At 69.4% G+C, this 24,942-nt stretch carries 29 protein-coding genes; 11 read left to right on the top strand and 18 right to left on the bottom strand.

Annotated elements, in window-relative coordinates:
* Positions 1-151: 151 nt before the first annotated feature.
* Positions 152-475 (bottom strand): STAS domain-containing protein, encoded by a 324-nt coding sequence (locus ACIGXP_RS06695; RefSeq protein ID WP_360096613.1) that lies wholly within the window; start codon positions 473-475, stop codon positions 152-154.
* A 198-nt stretch (positions 476-673) separates the two neighbouring features.
* Positions 674-1,522 (bottom strand): 3-hydroxyacyl-CoA dehydrogenase family protein, encoded by an 849-nt coding sequence (locus ACIGXP_RS06690; protein WP_399764714.1) that lies wholly within the window; start codon positions 1,520-1,522, stop codon positions 674-676.
* Between the two features lie 396 nt (positions 1,523-1,918).
* On the opposite strand from ACIGXP_RS06690, the gene ACIGXP_RS06685 reads away from it, so the two are divergent.
* The 5 genes from ACIGXP_RS06685 to ACIGXP_RS06665 are packed head-to-tail and all read left to right on the top strand — an operon-like array spanning position 1,919 to position 4,773.
* Complete coding sequence (locus ACIGXP_RS06685) at positions 1,919-2,098, top strand: hypothetical protein (RefSeq protein WP_363214579.1); 180 nt, start codon at positions 1,919-1,921, stop codon at positions 2,096-2,098.
* Positions 2,095-2,982 (top strand): XRE family transcriptional regulator, encoded by an 888-nt coding sequence (locus ACIGXP_RS06680; protein WP_363214578.1) that lies wholly within the window; start codon positions 2,095-2,097, stop codon positions 2,980-2,982. Before ACIGXP_RS06685 ends, ACIGXP_RS06680 begins: the two co-directional genes overlap by 4 nt.
* A gap of 11 nt (positions 2,983-2,993) precedes the next feature.
* Entirely contained in the window at positions 2,994-3,683 is a 690-nt protein-coding gene (locus tag ACIGXP_RS06675; RefSeq protein ID WP_399764709.1) for a hypothetical protein, read from the top strand.
* Positions 3,684-3,742: 59 nt separating this feature from the next.
* Positions 3,743-4,585: a helix-turn-helix domain-containing protein gene (locus ACIGXP_RS06670; RefSeq protein ID WP_399764706.1), complete on the top strand. Its 843-nt coding sequence runs from the start codon at positions 3,743-3,745 to the stop codon at positions 4,583-4,585.
* Positions 4,567-4,773, top strand: coding sequence for a DUF397 domain-containing protein (locus ACIGXP_RS06665; protein WP_399764703.1), 207 nt, complete (start codon positions 4,567-4,569; stop codon positions 4,771-4,773). Before ACIGXP_RS06670 ends, ACIGXP_RS06665 begins: the two co-directional genes overlap by 19 nt.
* Here ACIGXP_RS06665 and ACIGXP_RS06660 read toward each other — a convergent pair.
* Positions 4,770-5,411: a TetR/AcrR family transcriptional regulator gene (locus tag ACIGXP_RS06660; RefSeq protein ID WP_399764701.1), complete on the bottom strand. Its 642-nt coding sequence runs from the start codon at positions 5,409-5,411 to the stop codon at positions 4,770-4,772. The genes ACIGXP_RS06665 and ACIGXP_RS06660 overlap by 4 nt on opposite strands.
* 79 nt (positions 5,412-5,490) lie before the next feature.
* Here ACIGXP_RS06660 and ACIGXP_RS06655 point away from each other — a divergent pair, with 79 nt between their 5' ends.
* Genes ACIGXP_RS06655 through ACIGXP_RS06645 form a run of 3 tightly spaced genes read left to right on the top strand, consistent with a single transcriptional unit; the run spans position 5,491 to position 7,646 of the window.
* Positions 5,491-6,276 (top strand): ABC transporter ATP-binding protein, encoded by a 786-nt coding sequence (locus tag ACIGXP_RS06655; protein WP_399764699.1) that lies wholly within the window; start codon positions 5,491-5,493, stop codon positions 6,274-6,276.
* Positions 6,277-6,310: 34 nt separating this feature from the next.
* Positions 6,311-7,060, top strand: coding sequence for an ABC transporter permease (locus ACIGXP_RS06650; RefSeq protein ID WP_399764696.1), 750 nt, complete (start codon positions 6,311-6,313; stop codon positions 7,058-7,060).
* 13 nt (positions 7,061-7,073) lie between these two features.
* Complete coding sequence (locus tag ACIGXP_RS06645; protein WP_399764693.1) at positions 7,074-7,646, top strand: cob(I)yrinic acid a,c-diamide adenosyltransferase; 573 nt, start codon at positions 7,074-7,076, stop codon at positions 7,644-7,646.
* Here ACIGXP_RS06645 and ACIGXP_RS06640 read toward each other — a convergent pair.
* Entirely contained in the window at positions 7,643-8,176 is a 534-nt protein-coding gene (locus ACIGXP_RS06640) for a hypothetical protein (RefSeq protein ID WP_363214569.1), read from the bottom strand. The two genes, ACIGXP_RS06645 and ACIGXP_RS06640, sit on opposite strands and share 4 nt — an antisense overlap.
* Before the next feature lie 149 nt (positions 8,177-8,325).
* Between ACIGXP_RS06640 and ACIGXP_RS06635 the strand changes: the two genes are divergently transcribed.
* From ACIGXP_RS06635 to ACIGXP_RS06625, 3 genes are all read left to right on the top strand, one after another.
* Positions 8,326-9,498 carry a histidine kinase gene (locus tag ACIGXP_RS06635; RefSeq protein ID WP_363214568.1) on the top strand — a complete coding sequence of 391 codons (1,173 nt, stop codon included), beginning with the start codon at positions 8,326-8,328 and terminating at the stop codon, positions 9,496-9,498.
* Positions 9,495-10,145, top strand: coding sequence for a response regulator (locus tag ACIGXP_RS06630; RefSeq protein WP_399764689.1), 651 nt, complete (start codon positions 9,495-9,497; stop codon positions 10,143-10,145). Before ACIGXP_RS06635 ends, ACIGXP_RS06630 begins: the two co-directional genes overlap by 4 nt.
* Positions 10,146-10,269: 124 nt before the next feature.
* Positions 10,270-12,090: a glycosyl hydrolase family 18 protein gene (locus tag ACIGXP_RS06625; protein WP_399764685.1), complete on the top strand. Its 1,821-nt coding sequence runs from the start codon at positions 10,270-10,272 to the stop codon at positions 12,088-12,090.
* Positions 12,091-12,104: 14 nt separating this feature from the next.
* Here ACIGXP_RS06625 and ACIGXP_RS06620 read toward each other — a convergent pair whose 3' ends face one another.
* From ACIGXP_RS06620 to ACIGXP_RS06555, 14 genes are all read right to left on the bottom strand, one after another.
* Positions 12,105-12,551 (bottom strand): DUF2550 domain-containing protein, encoded by a 447-nt coding sequence (locus ACIGXP_RS06620; RefSeq protein WP_351250122.1) that lies wholly within the window; start codon positions 12,549-12,551, stop codon positions 12,105-12,107.
* A gap of 145 nt (positions 12,552-12,696) precedes the next feature.
* A complete protein-coding gene (locus ACIGXP_RS06615; protein ID WP_046421578.1) occupies positions 12,697-13,071 on the bottom strand; it encodes a F0F1 ATP synthase subunit epsilon in 375 nt (124 codons plus the stop codon).
* A 111-nt stretch (positions 13,072-13,182) separates the two neighbouring features.
* Positions 13,183-14,619, bottom strand: coding sequence for a F0F1 ATP synthase subunit beta (gene atpD, locus ACIGXP_RS06610; protein WP_228623588.1), 1,437 nt, complete (start codon positions 14,617-14,619; stop codon positions 13,183-13,185).
* Positions 14,620-15,537, bottom strand: a complete 918-nt coding sequence (locus ACIGXP_RS06605; protein WP_363214565.1) for a F0F1 ATP synthase subunit gamma — start codon at positions 15,535-15,537, stop codon at positions 14,620-14,622.
* Positions 15,538-15,558: 21 nt separating this feature from the next.
* Positions 15,559-17,151, bottom strand: coding sequence for a F0F1 ATP synthase subunit alpha (gene atpA / locus ACIGXP_RS06600; protein WP_363214564.1), 1,593 nt, complete (start codon positions 17,149-17,151; stop codon positions 15,559-15,561).
* 119 nt (positions 17,152-17,270) lie between these two features.
* On the bottom strand, positions 17,271-18,086 hold the full coding sequence (locus ACIGXP_RS06595) for a F0F1 ATP synthase subunit delta (protein WP_363214563.1): 816 nt from the start codon (positions 18,084-18,086) through the stop codon (positions 17,271-17,273).
* Positions 18,083-18,628, bottom strand: coding sequence for a F0F1 ATP synthase subunit B (locus ACIGXP_RS06590; protein ID WP_399764678.1), 546 nt, complete (start codon positions 18,626-18,628; stop codon positions 18,083-18,085). Before ACIGXP_RS06590 ends, ACIGXP_RS06595 begins: the two co-directional genes overlap by 4 nt.
* 37 nt (positions 18,629-18,665) lie before the next feature.
* Positions 18,666-18,914, bottom strand: a complete 249-nt coding sequence (locus ACIGXP_RS06585; RefSeq protein ID WP_399764675.1) for a F0F1 ATP synthase subunit C — start codon at positions 18,912-18,914, stop codon at positions 18,666-18,668.
* 72 nt (positions 18,915-18,986) lie between these two features.
* Positions 18,987-19,829 (bottom strand): F0F1 ATP synthase subunit A, encoded by an 843-nt coding sequence (gene atpB / locus ACIGXP_RS06580; RefSeq protein WP_399764673.1) that lies wholly within the window; start codon positions 19,827-19,829, stop codon positions 18,987-18,989.
* 210 nt (positions 19,830-20,039) lie between these two features.
* Positions 20,040-20,480, bottom strand: coding sequence for a hypothetical protein (locus ACIGXP_RS06575; RefSeq protein WP_399764670.1), 441 nt, complete (start codon positions 20,478-20,480; stop codon positions 20,040-20,042).
* 301 nt (positions 20,481-20,781) lie between these two features.
* A complete protein-coding gene (locus tag ACIGXP_RS06570; RefSeq protein WP_399764669.1) occupies positions 20,782-22,101 on the bottom strand; it encodes an MraY family glycosyltransferase in 1,320 nt (439 codons plus the stop codon).
* 150 nt (positions 22,102-22,251) lie between these two features.
* On the bottom strand, positions 22,252-23,490 hold the full coding sequence (gene glyA / locus ACIGXP_RS06565) for a serine hydroxymethyltransferase (RefSeq protein ID WP_363214558.1): 1,239 nt from the start codon (positions 23,488-23,490) through the stop codon (positions 22,252-22,254).
* A 97-nt stretch (positions 23,491-23,587) separates the two neighbouring features.
* Entirely contained in the window at positions 23,588-24,268 is a 681-nt protein-coding gene (locus tag ACIGXP_RS06560) for a protein-tyrosine-phosphatase (RefSeq protein WP_363214557.1), read from the bottom strand.
* Entirely contained in the window at positions 24,265-24,912 is a 648-nt protein-coding gene (locus tag ACIGXP_RS06555; RefSeq protein ID WP_363214556.1) for an L-threonylcarbamoyladenylate synthase, read from the bottom strand. Before ACIGXP_RS06555 ends, ACIGXP_RS06560 begins: the two co-directional genes overlap by 4 nt.
* Positions 24,913-24,942: the final 30 nt, after the last annotated feature.

The raw sequence follows: 24,942 nt of genomic DNA, 5'->3' as shown, positions 1-24,942 counted from the left end.
CTAAACCTTCGCTCAGTATCTCCGACAGTGCGGGGTGCCGTGCGGTCCGAGACGTCACAGTCCGGTGAGGATTGCCCCCGACGTGCGCTTCGGCGGCTGCGCCCGGTTCTGCCGCGGCTCCCCTGTCGCCCGGTGCACACCGGTAACGGCGTCACACCCGGGGCAGTGACTCCACCCCGATGCCGCCCTCGATGGCGAGGATGCGGTGCAGCCGGGTGGCCACCAGCAGGCGCTGCATCTGCGGCGGGACACCGCGCAGCACCAGACGGCGACCGCAGCGGCCGGCCCGCCGATGGGCACCCATGATCACCCCGAGTCCGGTGGCGTCCCAGGAGTCCAGTTCGGACAGGTCGAGCACCAGATCGCCGACTCCGTCGTCGACGGCCGAGTGCAGGGCCGTACGGGCGTCCGCCGCGCTGCGGACGTCGAGGCGGCCCCCGACGACCAGCTCGGCATGGTCGCCCCTGATGTGCATAAGCGCTCCCCGTTGAGTGCGGTTGGCGTACTCGGTGACGGTGCTGTGCACCGTCTGACTGCGTGAGTGGTGGTGCGGTTGCTGCTTGTAAGCGAACCGATACCGAATTCACCCCGGGGAGTGATGTTCCCGGGGTGAATGTCCGGCGTTGTGCGGGTACGGGAGGGTCTCCTCTCCCGTACGTATGACGGGCGGGTCTCAGTACGTGTAGAAGCCCTGCCCGCTCTTGCGGCCGATGTCACCGGCATCCACCATCCGGCGCATCAGCTCCGGCGGGGCGAACTTCTCGTCCTGGGACTCGGTGTAGATGTTGCTGGTGGCGTGCAGCAGGATGTCCACGCCGGTGAGGTCGGCGGTGGCGAGCGGGCCCATGGCGTGGCCGAAGCCCAGCTTGCAGGCGAGGTCGATGTCCTCGGCGGTGGCGACGCCGGACTCGTAGAGCTTGGTCGCCTCGACGACGAGGGCGGAGATGAGCCGGGTCGTCACGAACCCGGCGACGTCGCGGTTGACGACGATGCAGGTCTTGCCGACGGACTCGGCGAACTCCCGTGCGGTGGCGAGGGCTTCGTCGCTGGTCTTGTAGCCCCGGACCAGCTCGACGAGCTGCATCATCGGCACCGGCGAGAAGAAGTGGACGCCGACGACCCGCTCGGGGCGCTCGGTGACCGCCGCGATCTTGGTGATCGGGATGGCGGAGGTGTTGGAGGCGAGCACGGTGTCCGGGCGCACGATCTTGTCGAGCGCGCGGAAGATCTCGTGCTTCACCTCCAGCTTCTCGAAGACGGCCTCGACCACGATGTCCGCGTCGGCGGCGGCGTCCAGGTCGGTGGTCGCGGCGATGCGGGCCAGGGCGGCGTCGGCGTCCTGCGCCTCCATCTTCCCCTTGCCCACGAACTTGTCGTACGACGCCTTGATGCCGTCGGTGCCACGCTTGAGCGCCTCGTCGGTGACGTCGCGCAGGACGACGTCCCAGCCCGCCTGTGCGGCGACCTGAGCGATACCGGACCCCATGAGACCGGCCCCGATGACGGCAAGCTTCCGTGCCACTCCGACTCCCCTTTGAACGCGCTCCAAGTCTGCTTCTCCGGCGGACCATAGCGCTCCGGAGCGGCTGTGTGAGCAGTAAGTAACGCGCGTCACGTCTCACTTGACGGACATCACACCGGCAGCGGTACGCGCCGCCCGGCCGGACCGCATCCGCGGTGCTGCGTACCCGGAAGTGGCTTTTCACCCCAATGGATTGAATCGTCGTCGTTCGCCCGCCGCGTCGAGGGTGGCGCCGGGTGGTGCGGCCCGGCCCTCGGGCTCATTGTTCCGTAACTCCATGATCACGTGGCGTGGCGGACGGCGGCCGGGTCATGCTGACTCCCCCTCCTGGTTCTTCAACACCGGGACGACGGGGGGTAGTTGGAGTGAGTCCTGCTCACAGAAACGAAGTGCGTGATGTCGAGTAAGAAGGTGATGACCGTCGCCGTCCTGGTGACGGTCCTCACGTGGAGCACGGTGATGACCGTGCTGGGACAGGTCGCCGCCGTGGCCACCCTGCTCCCGTCCCTGGGCCTGCTGGTGCAGCAGATCGTCCAGGCTCTGACCGGGCCCGAGAGGGAGGAGCCGCCCCAATGACCTCGCCCTCCGGCGCCGACCGGCCGGCCCCCGTGGAGGCCGGCGGCAGGCGCGGCCGGAAACCGGCCCCCATCTCCGCGGCTGCGGGTCTGTCCCACCGCGCCTGGCTGGAGCCGGTGCGCAACCGCGTCCGCTCCAGCGGACTGACCCTGGACGACCTCGTCCACCGCTCCGGCTACTCCAAGACCCGGATCAGCGAACTCCTGCGCGGCAACGGCTACTACCCCGCCTGGGAGATCACGTTCAGCGTGATCCGCGCACTCGGTCTGCCCGTGCAGCCGATGCGCCGCCTGTGGACCGCCGCGGCCCGCGAAGCCCGCAAGGAGCAGGGGTGGATCGACCACTGCATCGAGCAGGTGGCGTACGCCCCGGAGCCGCCGCCGCTGGCCCACCAGGCCTTCACCGAGGCGATGCGTGCGCCCTACACCGCCTATGCGCGCGCCTTCCTGCTGGCCGAGGACCGCGTCCGCTGGGCGGTGGGTGAGACCTTCGACCTGCTGTGGCTGTCCTGGAGCACGGCCGCGAGCAGCGAGAACCTCCGGCGCAACGCCTGGCGCCTGCTGCGGTCCCGGGTGCTCGCCCGGGCCGCCCACCGCGAGGGCCGCCCCGACCTGCGCGCCGCCGTCTTCTCCACCGAGGAGGTCAGCGAGAGTGTGCCGGGCCGTCTCGTCGTCATGACCGACCTGGTGGACCTCTTCGACGCCATCACCCGCCTGCCCCAGGACCAGATGGACGTGGTCGTGCTGGGTCACCTGTGCGGCCTGGACCTGGAGGAAACGATCCCCTACGTCACCGGCCTGAGCCCGGCCATCACCCACGCCGTCGACCACCACGCCCGCGCGGCCCTCGAAGACCTGCTGCGCCGGACCGCTTCCCGGGAGTGACCCCTGCCGCCATGCCCGACATAGACGCCCTCCTCGCCCGCGCCCGGCTGCACCATCGCCCCGAGGTCCCCACCGACACCGTCCCCTACGAAAACACCGCCCACCCCGGACAGGGGCAGGGCACCGAAGACGCCCGCCCCGCCGACCCCGCCGCCATCCGCGACCTGCGCACCCTGTGCGACTCGCTCCTCGGCGCACTCGCCCCCGGCGCACTGCGCTTCCTCACCGACCAACTCCCCGAACCGGAGGGAGCCTGGCTGCTCGGCTGCGCCCTGAACGTCGCCGGGATCGACGAAGGGGCCCGCTTCTGGTGGCAGTACGCGGCCGGCGCCGGACACGCACCGTCCGCCTACTGCCTCTCCCTGCACCATCGCGCGCGCGGCGAGGCCCACGCGGCCGCCTTCTGGTACGGCCAGACCGGCCTCGACACCACGACCGACCACGACACCATCCCCGTGACCGGCACGTGTCCGCCGGTGAGCTGCACGTTCGACGCGTCGGTCCCCACGGTGCTGCGGGTCCTCAGCGGCCTGACCGACCCGGGCACGCGCCTGCGGCAGCGGCGGGCAGACGTCGTCACGTCGTACGTCGCCCATGCCGTCCGACGGGGTTACGCCCGGCATCCCGGCGTCGAGATACCGGTACCCGGCCCGCGCTTCGCGGACAGAGTCAGCTCGCTTCTCACAGAAGCGGCGCGGTGAGCGGGCCCCGATCGATACGCTACGTGTCCGGGCGACTACGGAGTCGGGGGGGGCGGGTCATGCCGGCGCGGAAGGTGATCACGGGGCGCAGCCAGGAACCCCGCAAGCGCTATGCGGAGGAACTCCGGCGCCTGCGCACGGCCAGAGGCTTGAGCTTGCGGGCACTGGCCGACGCGGTCGGCTGGGACCCGTCGCTCTTCATGAAGCTGGAGAGCGGGAAGACGCTGGGCAGCCCGGAGGTCGCCGAAGCGCTGGACGAGTTCTACGGCACGCCGGGACTGCTGTTGGTGATGTGGGAGTTGGCGGTGGGGGACCTGACGCCGTTCAAGGAGCAATACCGGCGGTACATGATTCTGGAAGGGGAGGCGGTGAGTCTGTGGCACTTCGGGGTGAGCATCCTGCCTGGCCTGCTCCAGACAGATGCTTACGCGCGCGAGGTGCTCGCACTCGGCGGCTACAAGGGCAAGGAACTGGACCAGCAGGTCGCTGCGCGCACCGGGCGGCGGATGCTCCTGCAGGGCGAAGACGCCCCGCCGTTCCGCGCCCTCGTCGCCGAGACGGTGCTGCGCACGCCGCTGCGCGACCCAGGGGCTTGGCGGGAGCAGTTGGACTTTCTCCTGGAGGTGTCGGAGCGTCCGGACGCCATCCTCCAGGTACTGCCGAACAATTCCGGTCTGCACGGCTTGGTGGGCACTGCCGTCATGTTCCTGCGGCTGACGGACGGTACTACGGTGGCATACACGGAGAACGCCTACCGTGGTGAACTGATCGAGGAAAACGCTGCAGTTGAGCGACTGCAACGTGCATACGATGCGATGCGCGACCAGGCACTGAGCCCTGCCGAGTCGAGGAAGTTCATCCTGCGGATGTTGGAGGAAGTACCGTGCGAGCCATCGACCTGAGCGGCGTGACGTGGCGCAAGAGCAGCTACAGCAACCCGGACGGCGGCGAGTGCCTCGAAGTCTGCGACACCATCCCCTCCGCCGTTCCCGTCCGTGACAGCAAGACCCCCGACGCCCCCGCCCTCCTCTTCGCGGCGGAGCCGTGGTCGGCGTTCGTCGCGGGCGTCAGGCGCGGCGCGTTGCGCTAGTCCTCGCCGCGTACCGCATAACCGAGGACCCGCTCGCTCAGCAGGTCCTCGATGTCGTCCAGCAGCACCAGCACCTCTCGGGACACTTCGCGCGGGTCGCGCCCCTTGACCATCTCGCGGCCGATGACCGCGATGACCGTGCCGTGGATCCAGCCGATCTGACCGGCCATCAAGTGGGGCAGCTCGTCGTCGGCCGATGCGCCGGTGTCCTCGCGCAGTACCTGCTCCAGGTTGGCCTGGACCTCCTGGGCGAGGGCCCACAGGCGGGAGCGGAGGGCGGGGGCCTCCTCGATGACCTTCATGAAGGCGGCGTAGCCGGGGAGCAGGCCGACCCGGGGGGAGACCGCCTCGACCTCCTCGCGCAGCTCGCGGAGAACAGCCGCCGCGGCGGACTCGCCTTCCGACCTGCCCCGCACCCAGCGGGCGAGGCGGTCGACCATGCCGGCCGAGCGGTCGAAGAAGAGGTCCTCCTTGGCCGGGAAGTAGTTGTAGACGGTGTTGACGGAGACGTTCGCCGCCTCGGCGATCTCCGCGACCGTCACCGCGTCGAAGCCGCGCTCGACGAACAGCCCCGTGGCGACATCCGAGATGTACTGCCGGGTCTGCCGCTTCTTCCGCTCCCTGAGTCCCTCAGCCATGCCCGCATCCTAACTTCACTGGAGCCGATGAAAACTTGGGGTGATTGCAAATTTTCAGAGACTCTGTTTTTCTGGGGGCATGGCAGCAGTCATCAGCGCGGCGGGACTCGCCCGCACCTTCCAGATCAAGGCCGGGCCCGTCGAGGCCGTGCGCGGCATCGACCTCGCCGTCCGGGAAGGCGAGATCCTCGGCTTCCTCGGGCCCAACGGCGCCGGCAAGACGACCACCCTGCGGATGCTCACCACCCTGCTGAAGCCGACCGGCGGCGCGGCCACCGTCGCCGGGCACGACCTCGCGACGGATCCGGCCGGGGTACGCGCGGCCAGCGGGTACGTCGCCCAGTCCGGCGGGGTCGATCCGCAGATCACCGTGCGGGAGGAGTTGGTCACCCAGGGGCGGATGTACCGGCTGCCCAAGGCCGAGGCGAGCGCCCGCGCCGAGGAACTCGCCCGCGACCTGGACCTCACCGGATTCCTGGACCGCAAGGCCGGGGCCCTCTCCGGCGGTCAGCGGCGGCGGCTGGACATCGCGATGGCGCTCACCCACCGGCCCAAGGTGCTGTTCCTGGACGAGCCGACCACCGGCCTCGACCCGGGCAGCCGCGCCGACCTGTGGGACCTGGTCCGCCGGCTGCGCGACGACCACGGCACGACCGTCTTCCTGACCACGCACTACCTGGACGAGGCCGACGCCCTCGCCGACCGCCTGGTGATCGTGGACAAGGGCACGGTCGCCGCCGAGGGGACGCCGAGCGCGCTGAAGCTCCAGTACGGCGGCTCGATCGACGCCTCGCTCCAGGACACCTTCCTCGCCGTCACCGGCCGCGGCCCCGCCCCGGCCGACGCCACCCCCGTCGCCGTATAAGGCCGTACAAGGCCGTACAAGGATGCGAAAGACGATGCTTCTTCATGACACGGCCCTCATCTACGGCCGTTATCTGCGCCAGTCCCTGCGCTCCCGCTTCGCCCTGCTCTTCGGGGTGCTGACGCCCCTGCTCTATCTGCTCTTCTTCGGGCCGCTGCTCACCGATCTGCCGCTGGGCGGTGCGGGCAGTTCCTGGCAGGTGCTGGTCCCCGGGCTGCTGCTCCAACTCGGCCTGTTCGGTGCCCTGTTCGCCGGATTCACGGTCATCGTCGAGAAGGGGCAGGGGGTGGTGGAGCGGATGCGGGTGACCCCGGTCAGCCGGCTCGCCCTGCTGCTCGGCCGGGTGCTGCGCGACACCACGGTCTTCGTCTTCCAGGCGGTGCTGCTGGTGCTGGCCGCGCTCGTCATGGGCCTGCGCGCGCCGGTCGCGGGCATCCTGATCGGCTTCGGGTTCGTCGCACTGCTCACGCTGTCGCTGGCCGCGCTGTCGTACGCGCTGGGAATGAAGGTGCGCACCCCGCAGGAGTTCGGCCCGCTGATCAACATGGTGTCGATGCCCTCGATGCTGCTGTCCGGCCTGATGCTCCCGATGACCCTGGCGCCGGCCTGGCTGAACGTGCTGTCGCACTTCGTGCCGTTCCGCTATCTGGTGGACGCGGTCCGCGACGCGTACGTGGGGCACTACGCGACCGCGCACATGCTCTACGGCGTCCTCGTCGCCGTCGGCTTCGCGGCACTGACCGTGACGGTGGGCACACGGGTGTTCCGGACGGCCGGGGCGTAACTACGCTGGCCACATGGTCAATCTGACGCGCATCTACACCAGGACCGGCGACAAGGGCACCACCCACCTCGGGGACATGAGCCGGGTGCCCAAGACGGACCTCAGGATCTCCGCGTACGCCGACGCCAACGAGGCCAACGCGGTGATCGGCGCCGCGATCGCGCTGGGCGGTCTGGAGGCGGAGGTCGTCGCCGTCCTCACGCGCGTCCAGAACGACCTGTTCGACGTGGGCGCCGACCTGTCGACACCGGTGGTGGAGAACCCCGAGTTCCCGCCGCTTCGGGTCGAGCAGTTCTACATCGACAAGCTGGAGGCGGACTGCGACCGCTTCAACGAGCAGCTGGAGAAGCTCCGCTCCTTCATCCTGCCCGGCGGCACCCCGGGCGCGGCCCTGCTGCACCAGGCCTGCACGGTCGTACGCCGGGCCGAGCGCTCCACCTGGGCAGCCCTGGAGGTCCATGGCGAGACGATGAACCCGCTCACCGCGACCTACCTCAACCGGCTGTCGGACCTGCTGTTCATCCTGGCGCGCACGGCGAACAAGGACATCGGCGATGTGCTGTGGGTGCCGGGCGGTGAGCGTTAGCGCTCTCGCTTCGGGAACACGGTGTAGCTGCCTGCGATGATCACGTTGATGCCGATCACCCACAGCATCCGCAGCTGCCACTCCCGCAGCGAGCCGGTGTCTCCGGCGGAGCCGACGTACCAGACAGCGGCCTGAAGCAGAGCCAGGGCGACCAGTGCGGCCAGGATCCAGCGGGCCGCGACCTTCCACTCGTGGACGGTGCGGGCCGTGCCGTACTTCGGCGGCTTCACCGGGGGTGGGCCGCCGGCGAAGCGGTGGGCGACCCGGGCGTCGGCCCACTTGATCGTCGAGTGGCCGAGCCCGACCGTGAAGCCGATGTACACGGCGGCCAGGCCGTGCCGCCAGTCCGGCTGCGCGCCGTGCTTGAGGTCGATCGCGGTCACCACGAACAGCACGACCTCCAGCAGCGGCTCGCACAGCAGCAGCGCGAGGCCGGTGCGGGGCATGCGCAGCCCGTAACGGAAGGTCAGTCCGGCCGCCAGCAGCACCCAGAACGCCACCTCACAGGCGATGACCAGCCATACGATCACGGTTCGCTCCCCTCGTCACCGTCAAGGCTCCCGGCAGCCGGGGCGCGGATCATCGTCGGCGCGGGCGAACCGGGCGTAAGCGAAAGTTGCAGTCCAGGACCCTGCCCGGGGAGCACACGGGCCGTCCGTGGGCCGTGTTGGATGGGGGCATGGCCCTCGCACTCCCCCGCCCCCACCGTGACGACCTGCGGATCGCCGTGAGCGGGCTGCTCGGCGGGCTGCTGCTGTGGTCGCTCGGTCTCCACTCGCGTGAGTCCACGGACCCGGTCGTGCTGTGGTCGGCGCCCTGGGCGCCGCTGGTCCCGCTGGCTGTGACGGCCGCCTGCGAGCCGCTGCGCCGCACCCGTCCCCGCATCGGTCTGCTGGTCGGCACGCTCGCGCTGACCCTGGACACGGTGACCCTCGGCAACCTCGTCACCGTCGTGCTGTACACCGACCTGATGTACGCGGCGGTCGTGTACGGCACTCCGGCCGCCGCCCGCCGCATCCCCTTGATCACCGGGATGCTGACGGTGCTCGGCGGGGTCGTACCGGCCGCCCTGTGGCGCGATCCGAAGGGGCTGCTGATCGGTGTCGGGATCGGCGTGGTCGCGTTCGCGCCGGCCGCGACCGGCTGGGTGGTGCGCGACCACCGGGACGCGGCCGAGGCCGCCCGGCTGCGGGCGGAACAGACCGCCCTGCTCGCGGAGATGGACCGCACCCAGGCGGTCACCGCCGAACGGGCTCGCATGGCACGGGAGTTGCACGACATGGTGGCCAACCATCTGTCCGCGATCGCCATCCACTCCACGGCCGCGCTGTCCCTCGACGATCCGGCGACCTCGCGGGACGCTCTGGGCGTGATCCGGGAGAACAGCGTGGAGGGGCTGGCCGAGATGCGGCGGCTGATCGGCATCCTGCGGGACAGCGGCGGTGACCTGGAGCCGGCCGCCACACCGACGCTCGACGGCCTCGCCGCCCTGGTCGAGGGCGCCCGCGCCAACGGTCTGGACGTGCGCCTCCACGCCGGCCACGGCCGGGTGCCGGCGCCGGTGGAGCTGGCGGCCTACCGAATCGTGCAGGAGTCGCTGACCAACGCGCTCAAGCACGCGGCGCCGGGCACGGTCCGGGTGGCCGTGCGGCAGACCGAGGACGCCCTGACCGTCGAGGTCACGAGCCCCTACCGGCCCGGTGACACTCCGCGTGCCCCCGGCTCGGGCTCCGGGCTCACCGGGATGCGGGAGCGGGCGAACCTGCTCGGCGGCGGCTTCACGGCCGGAGCCGAGGCCGGCCTGTGGACCGTACGCGCCACGCTTCCGCTCACCGAAGGAGCCCCCGCATGAACCGGCCCATCCATGTGCTCGTCGCCGAGGACCAGTCCGCCGTGCGCGCCGGACTCGTGCTGATCCTGCGCAGCGCGCCCGACATCGACGTGGTCGGCGAGGCCGCGGACGGTGAGCAGGCGGTGGAGCTGGCCAGGGAGATCAGGCCCGATGTCGTGCTGATGGACGTGCAGATGCCGCGCCTCGACGGGGTGTCGGCGACTCGGCAGATCGTGGCGGAAGGGGTCGCGGACGTGCTCGTGCTGACCACTTTCGACCTGGACGAGTACGTGTTCGGGGCGCTGCGGGCCGGGGCCGCCGGGTTCCTGCTGAAGAACACCGAGGCGCGGGATCTGCTGGAGGCGGTGCGGACGGTGGCGCGCGGCGAGGGCATCGTCGCGCCGGCGGTGACCCGACGGCTGATCGCCGAGTTCGCGGCGGGTCCGGCACGTCGGACGAAGGCCGATCCGGCCGTGCTGGAGGGTCTGACCCGGCGCGAGCGGGAGGTGCTGTCCTGCGTCGGCCAGGGCCTGGCGAACGCCGAGATCGCCGAGCGGCTGCAGATGGCGGAGGGCACGGTGAAGACGCACGTCAGTCGACTGCTGGCCAAGCTGGAGCTGCGCAGCCGGGTCCAAGCGGCCGTGCTGGCACAGGAGTTGGGGATCTGACCGAACGGTCTGCGAAGTGGTCCAGACCTATTGACGAGTGGTCCAGACCTTTCTACTCTCGCAGCACCGTGGGCGTGAAGGCTCAGTCATGCCCCTGACATCCCCACATTTGAGGAGGCGCAGCATGCGCTTCAGACACAGAGCCGCCGCAGGCCTCGCGACCCTGCTGCTCCCCCTGGCCGGCCTCGTCGGTCTCGCCGGCCCCGCCCAGGCCGCGGCGAACGCATCGGCGAGCTTCACCAAGACCAGCGACTGGGGAACCGGCTTCGGTGGTCAGTGGACCATCAAGAACACCGGCAGCTCCAGCATCAGCTCCTGGACCGTCGAGTGGGACTTCCCCTCGGGCACGTCCGTCACCTCGGCCTGGGACGCGGACGTCACCGGCTCCGGCACCCACTGGACCGCGAAGAACAAGTCCTACAACGGCAGCATCGCCCCCGGCGCCTCCGTCTCCTTCGGCTTCAACGGCTCGGGCCCCGGCTCCCCGTCCAACTGCAAGCTGAACGGCGACAGTTGCGACGGTACGACGGTCCCCGGTGACGCGGCGCCCTCCGCGCCCGGCACCCCGACCGCCTCCGGCATCACCGACACCTCGGTCAAGCTCTCCTGGGGTGCGGCCACCGACGACAAGGGCGTGAAGAACTACGACGTCCTGCGCGACGGCAAGGTCGTCGGCACCGTGACGGCCACCTCGTACACGGACAGCGGCCTGACCGCCGGCACCGACTACTCCTACACCGTGCAGGCCCGCGACACCGCCGGCCAGACCGGCCCGGTCAGCGGCGCGGTCAAGGTGCACACCACCGGCGGCACCACCACTCCCCCGACCACCGGTGACAAGGTCAAACTCGGCTACTTCACCGAGTGGGGCATCTACGGCCGCAACTACAACGTCAAGAACCTGGTGACCTCCGGCTCCGCGGCGAAGATCACGCACATCAACTACGCCTTCGGCAATGTCACGAACGGCCAGTGCGCGATCGGCGACTCCTACGCCGACTACGACAAGGCGTTCACCGCCGACCAGTCGGTCAGCGGCGTCGCCGACACCTGGGACCAGCCGCTGCGCGGCAACTTCAACCAGCTGCGCGAGCTGAAGGCCAAGTACCCGAACCTCAAGGTGCTCTGGTCCTTCGGCGGCTGGACCTGGTCCGGCGGCTTCGCCCAGGCCGCCGCGAACCCGACCGCGTTCGCCCAGTCCTGCTACAACCTGGTCGAGGACCCGCGCTGGGCCGATGTCTTCGACGGCATCGACATCGACTGGGAGTACCCGAACGCCTGCGGCCTGTCCTGCGACACCAGCGGGGCGGCGGCCTTCAAGAACGTGCTGGCCGCGCTGCGCGCCAAGTTCGGTTCGAAGGCCCTGGTCACGGCCGCGGTCACCGCAGACGGTTCGGCCGGCGGCAAGATCGAGGCCGCGGACTACGCCGGTGCCGCCCAGTACGCCGACTGGTACAACGTGATGTCGTACGACTTCTTCGGCGCCTGGGACGCCAAGGGCCCGACCGCCCCGCACTCCCCGCTCACCTCGTACTCCGGCATCCCGAAGGCCGGCTTCGACACGGCCGACGCGATCGCCAAGTACAGGTCCATCGGTGTCCCCGCGTCCAAGCTGCTCATCGGCATCGGCCTCTACGGCCGCGGCTGGACCGGCGTCACCCAGGACGCCCCGGGCGGCACGGCCACGGGCCCGGCGGCGGGTACGTACGAGCAGGGCATCGAGGACTACAAGGTGCTCAAGACGTCCTGTCCGGTCACCGGCACCGTCGCGGGCACGGCGTACGCGCACTGCGGCAGCAACTGGTGGTCCTACGACACCCCGTCGACGATCGCCGGGAAGATGAGCTGGGCGAAGTCCCAGGGGCTCGGCGGGGCCTTCTTCTGGGAGTTCAGCGGCGACACCGGCAATGGTGAGCTGGTGAACGCCATCAGCAGCAACCTCTAGTACCTGTCGGTGCCCTAAGCGACGTTGACGCGCTGACCGGGCGGGGCTGCCTCCAGCCACGCGAGGAATCCGGTCAGCGCGTCTTCGCTCATCGCGAGTTCGAGGCGCGTGCCCCGATGGGTACAGGCGAGGACCACCGCGTCGGAGAGCAGCGCCAGCTCCTCCTCACCCTCGGGCAGCCGGCGGCCGGCCACCTCGATCTGCGCGCGCTCCAGCGTGCGGCGCGGCCGGAAGGCGTAGGAGAAGACGCGGTACCACTCGATGCGGTCGCCGTTGTAGCGGGCGACGCCGTAGGACCAGCCCTTGCCGTTGGCGTCGGGTTTCTCGGCCACGTCCCAGCGCAGGGAACAGTCGAAGGTACCGCCGGAGCGCTGGATGAGTCTGCGGCGCAGGCCGAACAGGAACAGTCCCACCACCACGAGCGCGACCACGATCCCGCACACAGTCAGAGCGAGGATCACCGGCACCGACCTCCTCGTCTCCTAGGAACTGCTTCTGTCACTTCGTAATGAAATGGAAAAAACACCCACATCTACCTCAGCCGCGACCGGCACCGGATTGCTCCGGGCCGGCCGCGGCTGAGTGACGTCATACCGCGCGCTGGGCTCAGCGCGCCGCCGCCGCGCGGAGGCGGACGTCCGCGCGACGCTCGGCGGCGGCATCGCCCTCCGCCTTCGCGCGCTCCAGCTCCCGCTCCGTGCGCTGGACATCGATCTCGTCCGACAGCTCGGCGATCTCGGCCAGCAGGGACAGCTTGTTGTCCGCGAACGAGACGAAACCGCCGTGCACCGCGGCGACGACCGTTCCACCGTCACTCGTCCGGATGGTCACCGGGCCCGACTCCAGCACACCGAGCAGCGGCTGGTGACCGGGCATGACGCCGATGTCGCCGGACGTGGTGCGCGCGACGACCAGGGTGGCCTCGCCGGACCAGACCTGGCGGTCGGCGGCGACCAGCTCGACGTGCAGCTCAGCAGCCAAGGGTGGCTCCTCGGGTCACCACCCGGCGGTTCTGCCGGGTGTTGGGGTCAATTCTAGTGGGCGTGAGTGAGGGGGCGGGACGCACCCCGCCCCCTCGGACGAGCGCGAGGCTCAGGAGACGCCGAGCTCCTTGGCGTTGGCCTTGAGGTCCTCCAGGCCACCGCACATGAAGAACGCCTGCTCCGGGAAGTGGTCGTACTCACCGTCGATGATCGCGTTGAACGCGGCGATCGACTCGTCCAGCGGCACGTCCGACCCGTCGACGCCGGTGAACTGCTTGGCGACGTGGGTGTTCTGGGACAGGAAGCGCTCCACGCGACGGGCACGGTGGACGACGAGCTTGTCCTCCTCGCCGAGCTCGTCGATACCGAGGATCGCGATGATGTCCTGGAGGTCCTTGTACTTCTGCAGGACCGTCTTCACGCGCATGGCGGCGTTGTAGTGGTCCGCGGAGATGTAGCGCGGGTCCAGGATCCGGGACGTGGAGTCCAGCGGGTCCACGGCCGGGTAGATGCCCTTCTCGGAGATCGGACGGGACAGAACCGTCGTCGCGTCGAGGTGGGCGAAGGTGGTGGCCGGGGCCGGGTCGGTCAGGTCGTCGGCGGGGACGTAGATCGCCTGCATCGAGGTGATCGAGTGACCGCGGGTCGAGGTGATGCGCTCCTGGAGGAGACCCATCTCGTCGGCCAGGTTCGGCTGGTAACCCACCGCGGACGGCATACGGCCGAGCAGCGTGGAGACCTCGGAGCCGGCCTGCGTGAAGCGGAAGATGTTGTCGATGAAGAACAGCACGTCCTGCTTCTGGACGTCACGGAAGTACTCGGCCATGGTCAGGCCGGCCAGCGCGACGCGCAGACGGGTGCCCGGGGGCTCGTCCATCTGACCGAAGACCAGCGCGGTCTTGTCGATGACGCCCGAGTCGCTCATTTCCTCGATGAGGTCGTTGCCCTCACGGGTGCGCTCACCGACACCGGCGAACACGGAGACACCGTCGTGGTTGTTGGCGACACGGTAGATCATCTCCTGGATGAGCACCGTCTTGCCGACGCCGGCGCCGCCGAACAGGCCGATCTTGCCGCCCTTGACGTACGGGGTGAGCAGGTCGATGACCTTGACGCCCGTCTCGAACATCTCGGTCTTGGACTCGAGCTCGTCGAAGTTCGGGGCCTTGCGGTGGATCGGCCAGCGCTCGCCGTCGTAGGACTCGTCGACGTTCAGCACCTCACCGAGGGTGTTGAACACCTTGCCCTTGGTGAAGTCGCCGACGGGGACGGAGATGGCCGCGCCCGTGTCGGTCACCGGGGCCTGGCGGACCAGACCGTCGGTGGGCTGCATGGAGATGGTGCGGACCAGGCCGTCACCCAGGTGCTGGGCGACCTCCAGGGTCAGCGTCTTCTTCTCGCCCGCGTTCGCCGGGTCGGAGACCTCGACGTGAAGGGCGTTGTAGATGTCCGGCATCGCGTCGACGGGGAACTCCACGTCGACGACCGGGCCGATGACCCGGGCGACGCGGCCCGTAGCCGTCGCGGTCTCAACAGTGGTGGTCATTTATCGGTCACTCCCCGCGGTCGCGTCGGCCAGGGCGCTCGCGCCACCGACGATCTCGCTGATTTCCTGGGTGATGTCGGCCTGACGGGCCGCGTTGGCAAGCCGGGTGAGGTTCTCGATGAGCTCACCGGCGTTGTCGGTGGCCGACTTCATCGCGCGCCGCGTGGCGGCGTGCTTCGAAGCGGCCGACTGGAGCAGCGCGTTGTAGATACGGCTCTCCACATAGCGCGGCAGCAGGGCGTCGAGGACGTCCTCCGCCGAGGGCTCGAAGTCGTACAGCGGGAGGATCTCCCCCTTGGGGTGAGCCTCCTCGGCGACCTCGTCGAGGCGCAGCGGCAGCAGCCGGGCGTCGAGCGCCGTCTGCGTCATCATCGAGACGAACTCGGTGAAGACGATGTGGAGTTCGTCCACACCACCCTCGGCCGTGTCCTTCTCGATCGCCTCGATCAGGGGCGCCGCGACCTTCTTGGCGTCCGCGTACGTCGGCTCGTCCGTGAAGCCCGTCCACGACTCCGTGACCTTGCGCTCACGGAAGTTGTAGTGGGCGACACCGCGCCGGCCGACGATGTACGTGTCGACCTGCTTGCCGTCGCGCTCCAGGCGCTCGGTCAGCTGCTCCGCCGTCTTGATGGCGTTGGAGTTGAAGGCGCCGGCCAGACCGCGGTCGCTCGTGAGGAGCAGGACCGCGGCACGGGTCGGGTTCTCCGCCTCCGTGGTGAGCGGGTGCTTGGTGTTCGAGCCGGTGCCGACCGCCGTGACCGCGCGCGTCAGCTCGGTCGCGTACGGCGTGGAGGCCGCCACCTTGCGCTGCGCCTTGACGACGCGCGAGGCGGCGATCATCTCCATCGCCTTCGTGATCTTCTTGGTCGCGCTGACGGATCGGATGCGACGCTTGTAGACCCGGAGCTGAGCTCCCATGAGTCAGGTCCCTTCCTTACGTCACTTGGCGGCAGCGGCAGGAACGTCCTCGCCGAGCAGCTTGCCGTCCGAGGTCTCGAACTGCTTCTTGAACTCGGCCACCGCGTCGTCGATCGCCTGGATCGTGTCGTCCGACATCTTGGCGCCCTCCTTGATGGAGGTCATCAGGCCCTGGTGCTTGCGGTGCAGGAACTCGATCAGTTCCTTCTCGAAGCGGCGGATGTCGGCGACCGGGACGTCGTCCATACGGCCGTTGGTGCCGGCCCAGACGGAGACGACCTGGTCCTCGGTGGCCATCGGCTGGTACTGGTCCTGCTTCAGCAGCTCGACCATGCGCGAACCGCGCTCCAGCTGCGCCTTGGAGGCCGCGTCCAGGTCGGAACCGAAGGCGGCGAACGCCTCCAGCTCACGGAACTGGGCGAGGTCCACACGGAGACGGCCGGAGACCTGGCGCATCGCCTTGTGCTGCGCGGAACCACCGACTCGGGAGACGGAGATACCGACGTTCAGCGCGGGACGCTGACCGGCGTTGAACAGGTCCGACTCCAGGAAGCACTGGCCGTCGGTGATGGAGATGACGTTGGTCGGGATGAACGCCGAGACGTCGTTGGCCTTGGTCTCGACGATCGGCAGACCGGTCATCGAACCGGCACCCATGTCGTCGGAGAGCTTGGCGCAGCGCTCCAGCAGCCGGGAGTGCAGGTAGAAGACGTCACCCGGGTAGGCCTCACGGCCCGGCGGGCGGCGCAGCAGCAGCGACACGGCGCGGTAGGCGTCGGCCTGCTTCGACAGGTCGTCGAAGATGATGAGGACGTGCTTGCCCTCGTACATCCACTGCTGACCGATGGCCGAACCGGTGTACGGCGCCAGGTACTTGAAGCCGGCCGGGTCGGACGCCGGGGCGGCGACGATGGTCGTGTACTCCAGGGCGCCGTTCTCCTCCAGCGCGCGGCGCACGCCGGCGATGGTGGAGCCCTTCTGGCCGATGGCGACGTAGATGCAGCGGACCTGCTTCTTCGGGTCGCCGGTGCGCCAGTTGTCGCGCTGGTTGATGATCGTGTCGACGGCCAGGGCGGTCTTGCCGGTCTGGCGGTCACCGATGATCAGCTGACGCTGACCACGGCCGATCGGGGTCATCGCGTCGACGGCCTTGTAGCCGGTCTCCATCGGCTCGTGCACCGACTTGCGCTGCATGACCGTGGGGGCCTGCAGCTCAAGCGCGCGGCGGCCGGACGTCTCGATCTCGCCGAGGCCGTCGATCGGGTTGCCGAGCGGGTCGACGACACGGCCGAGGTAGCCCTCGCCGACCGCGACGGAGAGGACCTCACCGGTGCGCTGCACCGGCTGACCCTCCTCGATGCCGCTGAACTCACCGAGGACGATGGCACCGATCTCGCGCTCCTCGAGGTTGAGGGCGAGGCCGAGGGTGCCGTCCTCGAACTTCAGCAGTTCGTTGGCCATGGCCGAGGGAAGACCCTCGATCTTCGCGATGCCGTCGCCGGCAAGGGTGACCGTACCGACCTCCTCGCGCGAGGCCGCGTCCGGCTTGTACGACTGGACAAAGTTCTCCAGCGCGTCCCGGATCTCCTCCGGCCGGATCGTGAGCTCCGCCATCTGGGTTCCCTGCTCTCCTTGTTGGGCCCGAAGTTTCACTTGGGGGGTCTGGGGGCGACCCCCAGGAATCCTCTGCACGGCCCAACCAGGGCCGTAAGTAAGTACTGACTCTTGAGTTGCTAGCTCGCCATGCGGCGGGCGGCGTCGTCCAGCCGGTCCGCGAGGGAGCCGTTGATGACCTCGTCACCGACCTGTACCCGGATCCCGCCGATCACGTCGGGGTCCACGTCCAGGTTGAGGTGCATCCGGCGGCCGTAGAGCTTTGCGAGGGCGTCGCCCAGGCGCTGCTTCTGCGGGTCGCTCAGCGGCACCGCCGAGGTGACGATCGCCACCAGACGGTCCCGGCGCTCGGCGGCGAGCTTGGACAGGGACTCCAGTCCCGCTTCCAGGCTACGTCCCCGCGGCGCGGTCACGAGGCGTGCGACCAGACGCTCGGTGGCGGGCTTGGCCCGTCCGCCCAGCAGCCGGTGCAGCAGCTCGGTCTTGGCCTGGCCGCCGGCGGCGCGGTCGGTCAGCGCGGCGCGCAGCTCGGTGTTCGACGAGACGATCCGGCCGAACCGGAACAGCTCGTCCTCGACGTCGTCGAGCGTGCCGTTCTTCTCCGCGGCGGTGAGGTCGGCGATGCTCGCCAGCTCCTCCAGCGCGTCCACCAGGTCGCGGGGCTGCGACCAGCGGGAGCGCGCCATACCGGCCACCAGGTCGGCGGTCGCACCGCTGACCTGGCCACCGATCAGACGCTCCACCAGCTGCGCCTTGGCCTCTGCGGGCTGCGCCGGGTCGGTGAGGACCCGGCGCAGGCCGGCCTCGCGGTCGAGCAGCGCGGTGACGGCCGCCAGCTCGTCGGCGAGCGAAGCGGCATCGACGGACGTGGAGTCCGTCAGCGCGTCGAGACGCTCACGTGCGGCTGCCAGGGCCTCGCGGCTCGCTCCGTTCATCGCGTGGCCTCGGCCTTCTCCTCGAGCTCGTCGAGGAAGCGGTCGATCACACGGCTCTGCCGGGCGTGGTCCTCGAGGGACTCACCGACGAGCTTGCCGGCCAGTTCGGTGGCGAGCTTGCCGACGTCCTGACGCAGCGCGGACGCCGCGGCCTTGCGGTCGGCCTCGATCTGGGCGTGACCGGCGGCGATGATCTCCTCGCGCTGACGCTGGCCCTCGGCCCGCATCTCGGCGATGAGCGCGGCACCCTGCTCCTGCGCCTCCTGGCGCAGACGCGCGGCCTCGTGCCGGGCCTCGGCGAGCTGGGCCTTGTACTGCTCAAGGACGCTCTTGGCCTCGGTCTGCGCGGCCTCGGCCTTTTCGATACCGCCCTCGATGGCCTCGCGGCGCTCTTCCAGAACCTTGTTGATGTTCGGGAGGAGCTTCTTGGCGAGGAAGCCGAAGACGATGACGAAGGCGATCAGGCCGATGACGAGCTCTGGGATCGGCGGGAAGAGGGGGTTCTCGGGGTCCTCAGCCGCCAGCTGAACCAGGAGGCTCATATCAGTGCCTTTCGTCTAATGGTGCGCGACGGTCGGATCAGGCGCTCGGGTAGACGAACGGCATGACCAGACCGATCAGGGCGAGCGCCTCACAGAAGGCGAAGCCCAGGATCTGGTTGGCACGGATCAGACCGGCCGCCTCGGGCTGGCGGGCCAGGGCCTGCGTGCCGTTACCGAAGATGATGCCGACGCCGACGCCCGGGCCGATGGCGGCGAGACCGTAACCGATGGAGCCGAGGTTGCCCTTGATCTGGACGCCGGCGGCAAGGGTTTCGAGAGCGGACATGCCGGTTCTTCCTTCTCTTTCAATGACCGGTGGGGGTTGACCACCGGATGTCTGGGTGGGTGGTCGGGTGGCTCAGTGGTGCTCGGCGAGCGCGCCCTGGATGAAGCTGCAGGTCAGCAGTACGAAGACGTACGCCTGGACAGCCTGGATGAAGAGCTCGAAGGCCGTCATGATGATGACCATCGTGAACGACACGGCGGAGTACGCGATGCCGATGCCGTTCAGCATGTACCAGCTGGCGACGGTGAAGAGCACCAGCAGGGTGTGGCCGGCGAACATGTTGGCGAAGAGTCGCACGGCGTGGGTGAAGGGCCGCACGAGCAGGTTCGAGAACAGCTCGATCGTCATCGACAGCGGGAGCACTCCGCCGAGCGACTTGTCGTAGCCCGTGAAGTTCTTGAAGGCGCCGACGAACCCGTGCCGCTTGAAGGTCAGCGAGACCCAGAGGATGTAGACGATGCCGGCCAGGACGGCGGGGTACGAAATGATCGACGTCACCGGGAACTGGGCGAGCGGGATGACCGACCAGAGGTTCATCATCCACACGAAGAAGAACAGCGAGACGACCAGCGGGACGTACTTCTCGCCTTCCTTCTTGCCGATCGTCTCGTAGACGACACCGCGGCGGATGAAGTCGTAGCCCGACTCGGCCACCAGCTGCAGCTTGCCCGGCACGACCTTCGGCCTGGCGAACGCGGTCCAGAAGAAGCCGACGATGATGATGGAACCGAGCAGCGCCAGCAGCATCGTCTTGTTGAAGTACACGTTGCTGTCCGCGTCGCCCCAAAGCGGCTTGAACAGGAACGAGTGCAGGCCCGGAGCGACGGTGTCGAAGCCACACCCGTTGAACAGGTGGCAGCTCGAGTCGAAAGCGAGCGTCTGCGTCGCGTCAGCACTCACCGCGGGCTCCTTCATCGTGGCGCATGGGTACGGCAACCTCGTTGTGTCGGCGCGGCGTGAGGCCGCGGTTCGGCACGGGACTGGTGGTTCGGATGTGGGGGCGGCTGGGGGGCATCTCGCCTCGCGATTGAGCAGGCGTCAGCTCGGATGCCCGCGCCCGCGATGCCGCAGTTGGCACCGGACGATAGCAGGATCTCTCGTGCGCCTTTATCCCGGCCCTACCTCTCACGACGAGTGCCCTGTCTTCTCGGGCTTGTCGCCCTTCGACGAGGCTTCGGGATCGACGTAGAGGATCTTGGCCTTCATGTGCGCCCGCGTCTGCGCGGCGATCCACGCCAGGGTGGCGACCACGAGCGCGATGGCGAAGGCGCGGGGGTTGAACAGCGTCGTGTTCTTGAACAGGGCGACAAAGATGACCAGCAGCAGCAGCTGGGCCGCGTAGAGCATCAGGCCCATCATCTGGAACAGCTGCGGAAAGGATTTGGCGGTGCGCTGGAGCACGTAGAGCCCGATCCCCATGAACAGGATCACGACCAGCGTTCCGACGACGGCCCCGATCGCCCCCTTGCCACCGGCAACCACACCGCTGACGACGGCGGCAATCGCGCCGACGGCAGCTGTGGGCACGGCGGCCTGGGTCAGGATCCGGGCGTCATTGGACGGCATGGCGGCAACTCCGCTTTCACAGGGGGCAGGGTGTCGTCATGGACGAGCGTAGTCCCGGGCTGAGTGATCGAGACCTCACACCAATGGACCGTCGCACTCAGGTCCTTCGGTTCTATCCGGGGTTCTCGTGAACCGTATCACAAACTATTTGATGAGGTCTTTACCTGGCAGGTGTGCTTACTGTCACACATGAGAGTGACAGCGCGCGTCTGTGCAGAAACCGCGCCCACTTGTCTGGTATTGGGGGCTTTACACCCCCACGAGTTGGCAATGCTCTAGTCAGATTCTTACCCGGAGCGGCTTACCGGCGATCAAGGAAACGCGAACGGGGGCCAATGGCCGTCGCCCCGTTGACGCCCGAGATCCCGGCGGTGACCGGGGTCCGCTCCTCGGTCTCCTGGGCCGCCTCCGGCTCATCGGCCGCCACAGCCACGGCGGCCGGCACGGCCCCGCGCCGGCGCCGGTAGCGCGGCGGCACGAACCGCTGCGCCCACAGGGGCACGCGCGGCGTGAAGCGCGGGAGCAGCAGCAGGACCAGGCCCACCGCGCTGAGGAAGACGACGCCGAGCACGATCCACATGGACGCCGAGTTCACCGAGTACGCCAGGGCGCCGAAGGCGATCAGGGCCGACCAGAAGTACATGATCAGCACGGCCCGGCTGTGCGAGTGGCCGATCTCCAGCAGCCGGTGGTGCAGATGGCCGCGGTCCGCGGCGAACGGGGACTGCCCGCGCCAGGTGCGGCGGACGATCGCCAGGACCAGGTCGGCGGTCGGCACCGCGATGATCGTCAGCGGGAGCAGCAGCGGGATGTAGACCGGCACGGTCTGGTGCACCGCGGCCTTCTCCGAACCCGCGTACAGGTTCAGCGCGTCCGGGTCGAGCTGGCCGGTGATCGAGATCGCGCCGGCGGCCAGCACCAGACCGATGAGCATCGAGCCGGAGTCGCCCATGAAAATGCGCGCGGGATGCATGTTGTGCGGCAGGAAGCCCAGGCACATGCCCATCAGGATCGCCGCGAAGAGCGTCGCCGGGGCGGCGGCCTCGATGCCGTACGACACCCAGACGCGGTAGGCGTACAGGAAGAACGCGGCCGCCGCGATGCAGACCATCCCGGCCGCGAGGCCGTCCAGGCCGTCCACGAAGTTCACCGCGTTGATCGTGATGACCACGAGGGCGACGGTCAGCAGCGTGCCCTGCCACTGGGTCAGCGCCACATTGCCGACGCCGGGGATGGGCAGCCACAGGATCGTCAGGCCCTGCACGACCATCACGCCCGCAGCGATCATCTGACCGCCCAGCTTGATCAGCGCGTCGATCTCGAACTTGTCGTCCAGGACGCCGATCAGCCAGATCAGGGCGGCGCCGGAGAGCAGGGCCCGCGGCTCGTTGGACTTCGCGAACACCTCGTTGAGGTTGGTGAGGTGGTCCGCGACCAGCAGACCCGCGCACAGGCCGAAGAACATGGCGATACCGCCGAGGCGCGGAGTGGGCTCCCGGTGCACGTCACGTGCCCGGATCTCCGGCATCGCCCCTGCCACGATCGCGAATTTCCGTACCGGCCCTGTCAGCAGATACGTCACCGCGGCCGTGATGCAGAGCGTCAGCAGGTATTCACGCACGGGCTTCCCCACAGGTCTCGCTGGCCATCACAGCCCCACACCCTAGCGACGGTCGTATAAGGATGGGGACTTCCGGGTAGCCACGATGGTTGCACGTGTGGCTGTGGACCATGGCCCAGATCGGGCTGTACGGGACCCGCCTACCCCCGTTCAGCTGGGATACGGCGGAAAACCGGCGGTGAGGGCGCGCACCTCGTCCCGGGCCGGGGCAGGCTCGGTCTCCGCGCGCAGCACGGCCGCCGTCAGCGCCGCGATCCGCACCATCTCCGGCTCGCCCATGCCCTGCGTGGTCACCGCCGCCGTGCCCAGCCTCAGCCCGCGCCCGTCGCCGTGCGGCAGCGCGCAGCAGTCCAGGACGATCCCGGCGGCGGCGAGCCGGCCGCGAGCCGTCCGGCCGTCCACGCCCAGCGGGGCCGGATCGGCGGTGATCAGATGGGTGTCCGTGCCTCCGGTGGTGACGGCGAGACCCTCGGCGGCCAGATGACCGGCCAGCACCCGGGCATTGGCGACCACCTGATGGGCGTACGCGGCGAACGCCGGGGTTGCCGCCTCGCCGAACGCGACGGCCTTCGCGGCGATCGTGTGCATCTGCGCACCGCCCTGGGTGAACGGGAACACGGCCCGGTCGACGCGCTCGGCCAGCTCGCTCCCGCACAGGATCATCCCGCCGCGCGGGCCCCGCAGCACCTTGTGGGTGGTCGCGCACACGATGTCGGCGTACGGCACCGGGTTCGGCGCCGCTCCCCCGGCGACCAGCCCGATCGGATGCGCGGCGTCCGCGATCAGGTAGGCCCCGACCTCGTCGGCGACCTCACGGAAGAAGGCGTAGTCGAAGTGCCGGGGGTATGCGATGGACCCGCAGACGATCGCCTTGGGCCGGTGGTTGCGGGCCAGGTGCCGCACCTGATCGTGGTCGACGAGCCCGGTCTCGGCGTCCACCCCGTACCCGACGAAGTCGAACCAGCGCCCGGAGAAGTTCGCGGGCGAGCCATGGGTGAGGTGGCCGCCGTACGGCAGCCCCAGGGCGAGGACGGTGTCTCCGGGGCGCAGCAGGGCGGCGTAGGCGGCCAGGACGGCCGAGGAGCCCGAGTGGGGCTGCACATTGGCGTGGTCGGCCCCGAAGAGTTCCCTGGCCCGGTCGACGGCGGCGCGTTCGGCCACGTCGACGAGCTCGCAGCCACCGTGGTACCTGGCGCCGGGGTAACCCTCGGCGTACTTGTTGGCGAGGGGCGAGCCGAGGGCGGCGAGCACGGCCGGCGAGCAGAAGTTCTCGGCCGCGATCAGCTGAAGGGTGGTCGATTGCCGGTCGAGTTCCGCGAGCAGGATCTCGGCCATCGCCGGGTCCTGCCGCCGCAGGACGTCGGTCTCAAGGGTATGGGTGACCGACATGGCGGGCTCCCGGGCGGTCGACGGTGACGTATCCCCAATGTAGGCCGGGGACGTGCGGGGCGCCCGGTGATGCAGCCGCTTGGCGCGCCACGTGGCCCTACGCCCGCGCCGGAACCCCCGTCAGCGCCGTGACCACAGGGTCCAGCGCCTGGTGTATCTCGTCGCCGATCGACCGGAAGAAGGTGAGCGGGGCGCCGTACGGGTCGTACACCTCGTCCGCCTCCGCCGTGGGCGCAAGCAGCCACCCGCGTAGAGCAGCAGCCGCCCGCACCAGCGCACGGGCGCGCAGGACCACACCGTCCTCCAGCGGCGGCAGCGTGGCCGGGTCTATCGCACGGACCAGGCGGGTGAACTCCTTCAGCGTGAAGGTACGCAGGCCCGCCGAGTGCCCCATCGAGATCACCTGCGCCCGGTGGTCCCGCGTGGCCGTCAGCACCAGGTCGGCCCTGATCACATGCTCGTCGAGCAGTTCCCGGCCGAAGAAGCCCGAGGCGTCCGCGCCGAACTCGGCCAGCACCGCCTCGGCGTTGGCCTCCATCGGCGCGCCCTCATGACCCCAGGTGCCCGCGCTCTCCACGATCAGCCCGCCGCCGAGCACACCGAGCCGCTGCGCGACGAAATGCCGGGTCAGCCGCTCGGTGATGGGCGAGCGGCACACATTGCCGGTGCTGACGTGGAGGATGCGGAAGGTGTCGCGCGGGAGCCCGACGAAGGTCGTCGTGATCTCCGCGGCACGCTCCCCGACGCCTATGCCACGCCCCGCGTCAGGGGCCGTCAATTCGCCACCTCGAGGTCGGGTACGACCTTTCGCAGCTCGTCCGGCGACAGCGCGCCCTCGCGCAGCAGCACCGGCACCCGGCCGGTGACATCGACGATGGAGGACGGGACGTTGCCGGGGGTCGGGCCGCCGTCCAGGTAGACGGAGACGGAGTCGCCGAGCATCTCCTGCGCGGCGTCGCAGTCCTCCGGCGCCGGGTGGCCGGTGAGGTTGGCGGAGGACACGGCCATCGGGCCGACCTCGGTGAGCAGCTCGATCGCGACGGGGTGCAGGGGCATGCGGACGGCCACGGTGCCGCGGGTGTCGCCGAGGTCCCACTGCAGGGACGGCTGGTGCTTGGCGACCAGCGTCAGGGCGCCCGGCCAGAACGCGTCGACCAGTTCCCAGGCCAGCTCGGAGAAGTCCGTGACGAGGCCGTGCAGGGTGTTCGGGGAGCCGATGAGGACAGGGGTGGGCATGTTGCGGCCCCGGCCCTTGGCGGCGAGCAGGTCGGCGACCGCCTCCGAGGAGAACGCGTCGGCACCGATGCCGTACACCGTGTCGGTCGGCAGCACCACCAGCTCGCCCCGGCGGACGGCGGACGCGGCCTCACGCAGACCCGTCGCGCGGTCGGTCGCGTCGTTGGTGTCGTATCGCCGTGCCATGTCTAGCGAGCCTCCTCGTACACGTACTGC

Origin of the sequence: Streptomyces sp. NPDC053069 (genome assembly GCF_044546895.1) — a bacterium.
In the GTDB taxonomy this organism is placed as follows: domain Bacteria; phylum Actinomycetota; class Actinomycetes; order Streptomycetales; family Streptomycetaceae; genus Streptomyces.
Note: the sequence above shows the minus strand (reverse complement) of the source record. Positions and strands in the feature narration are given on the sequence as shown.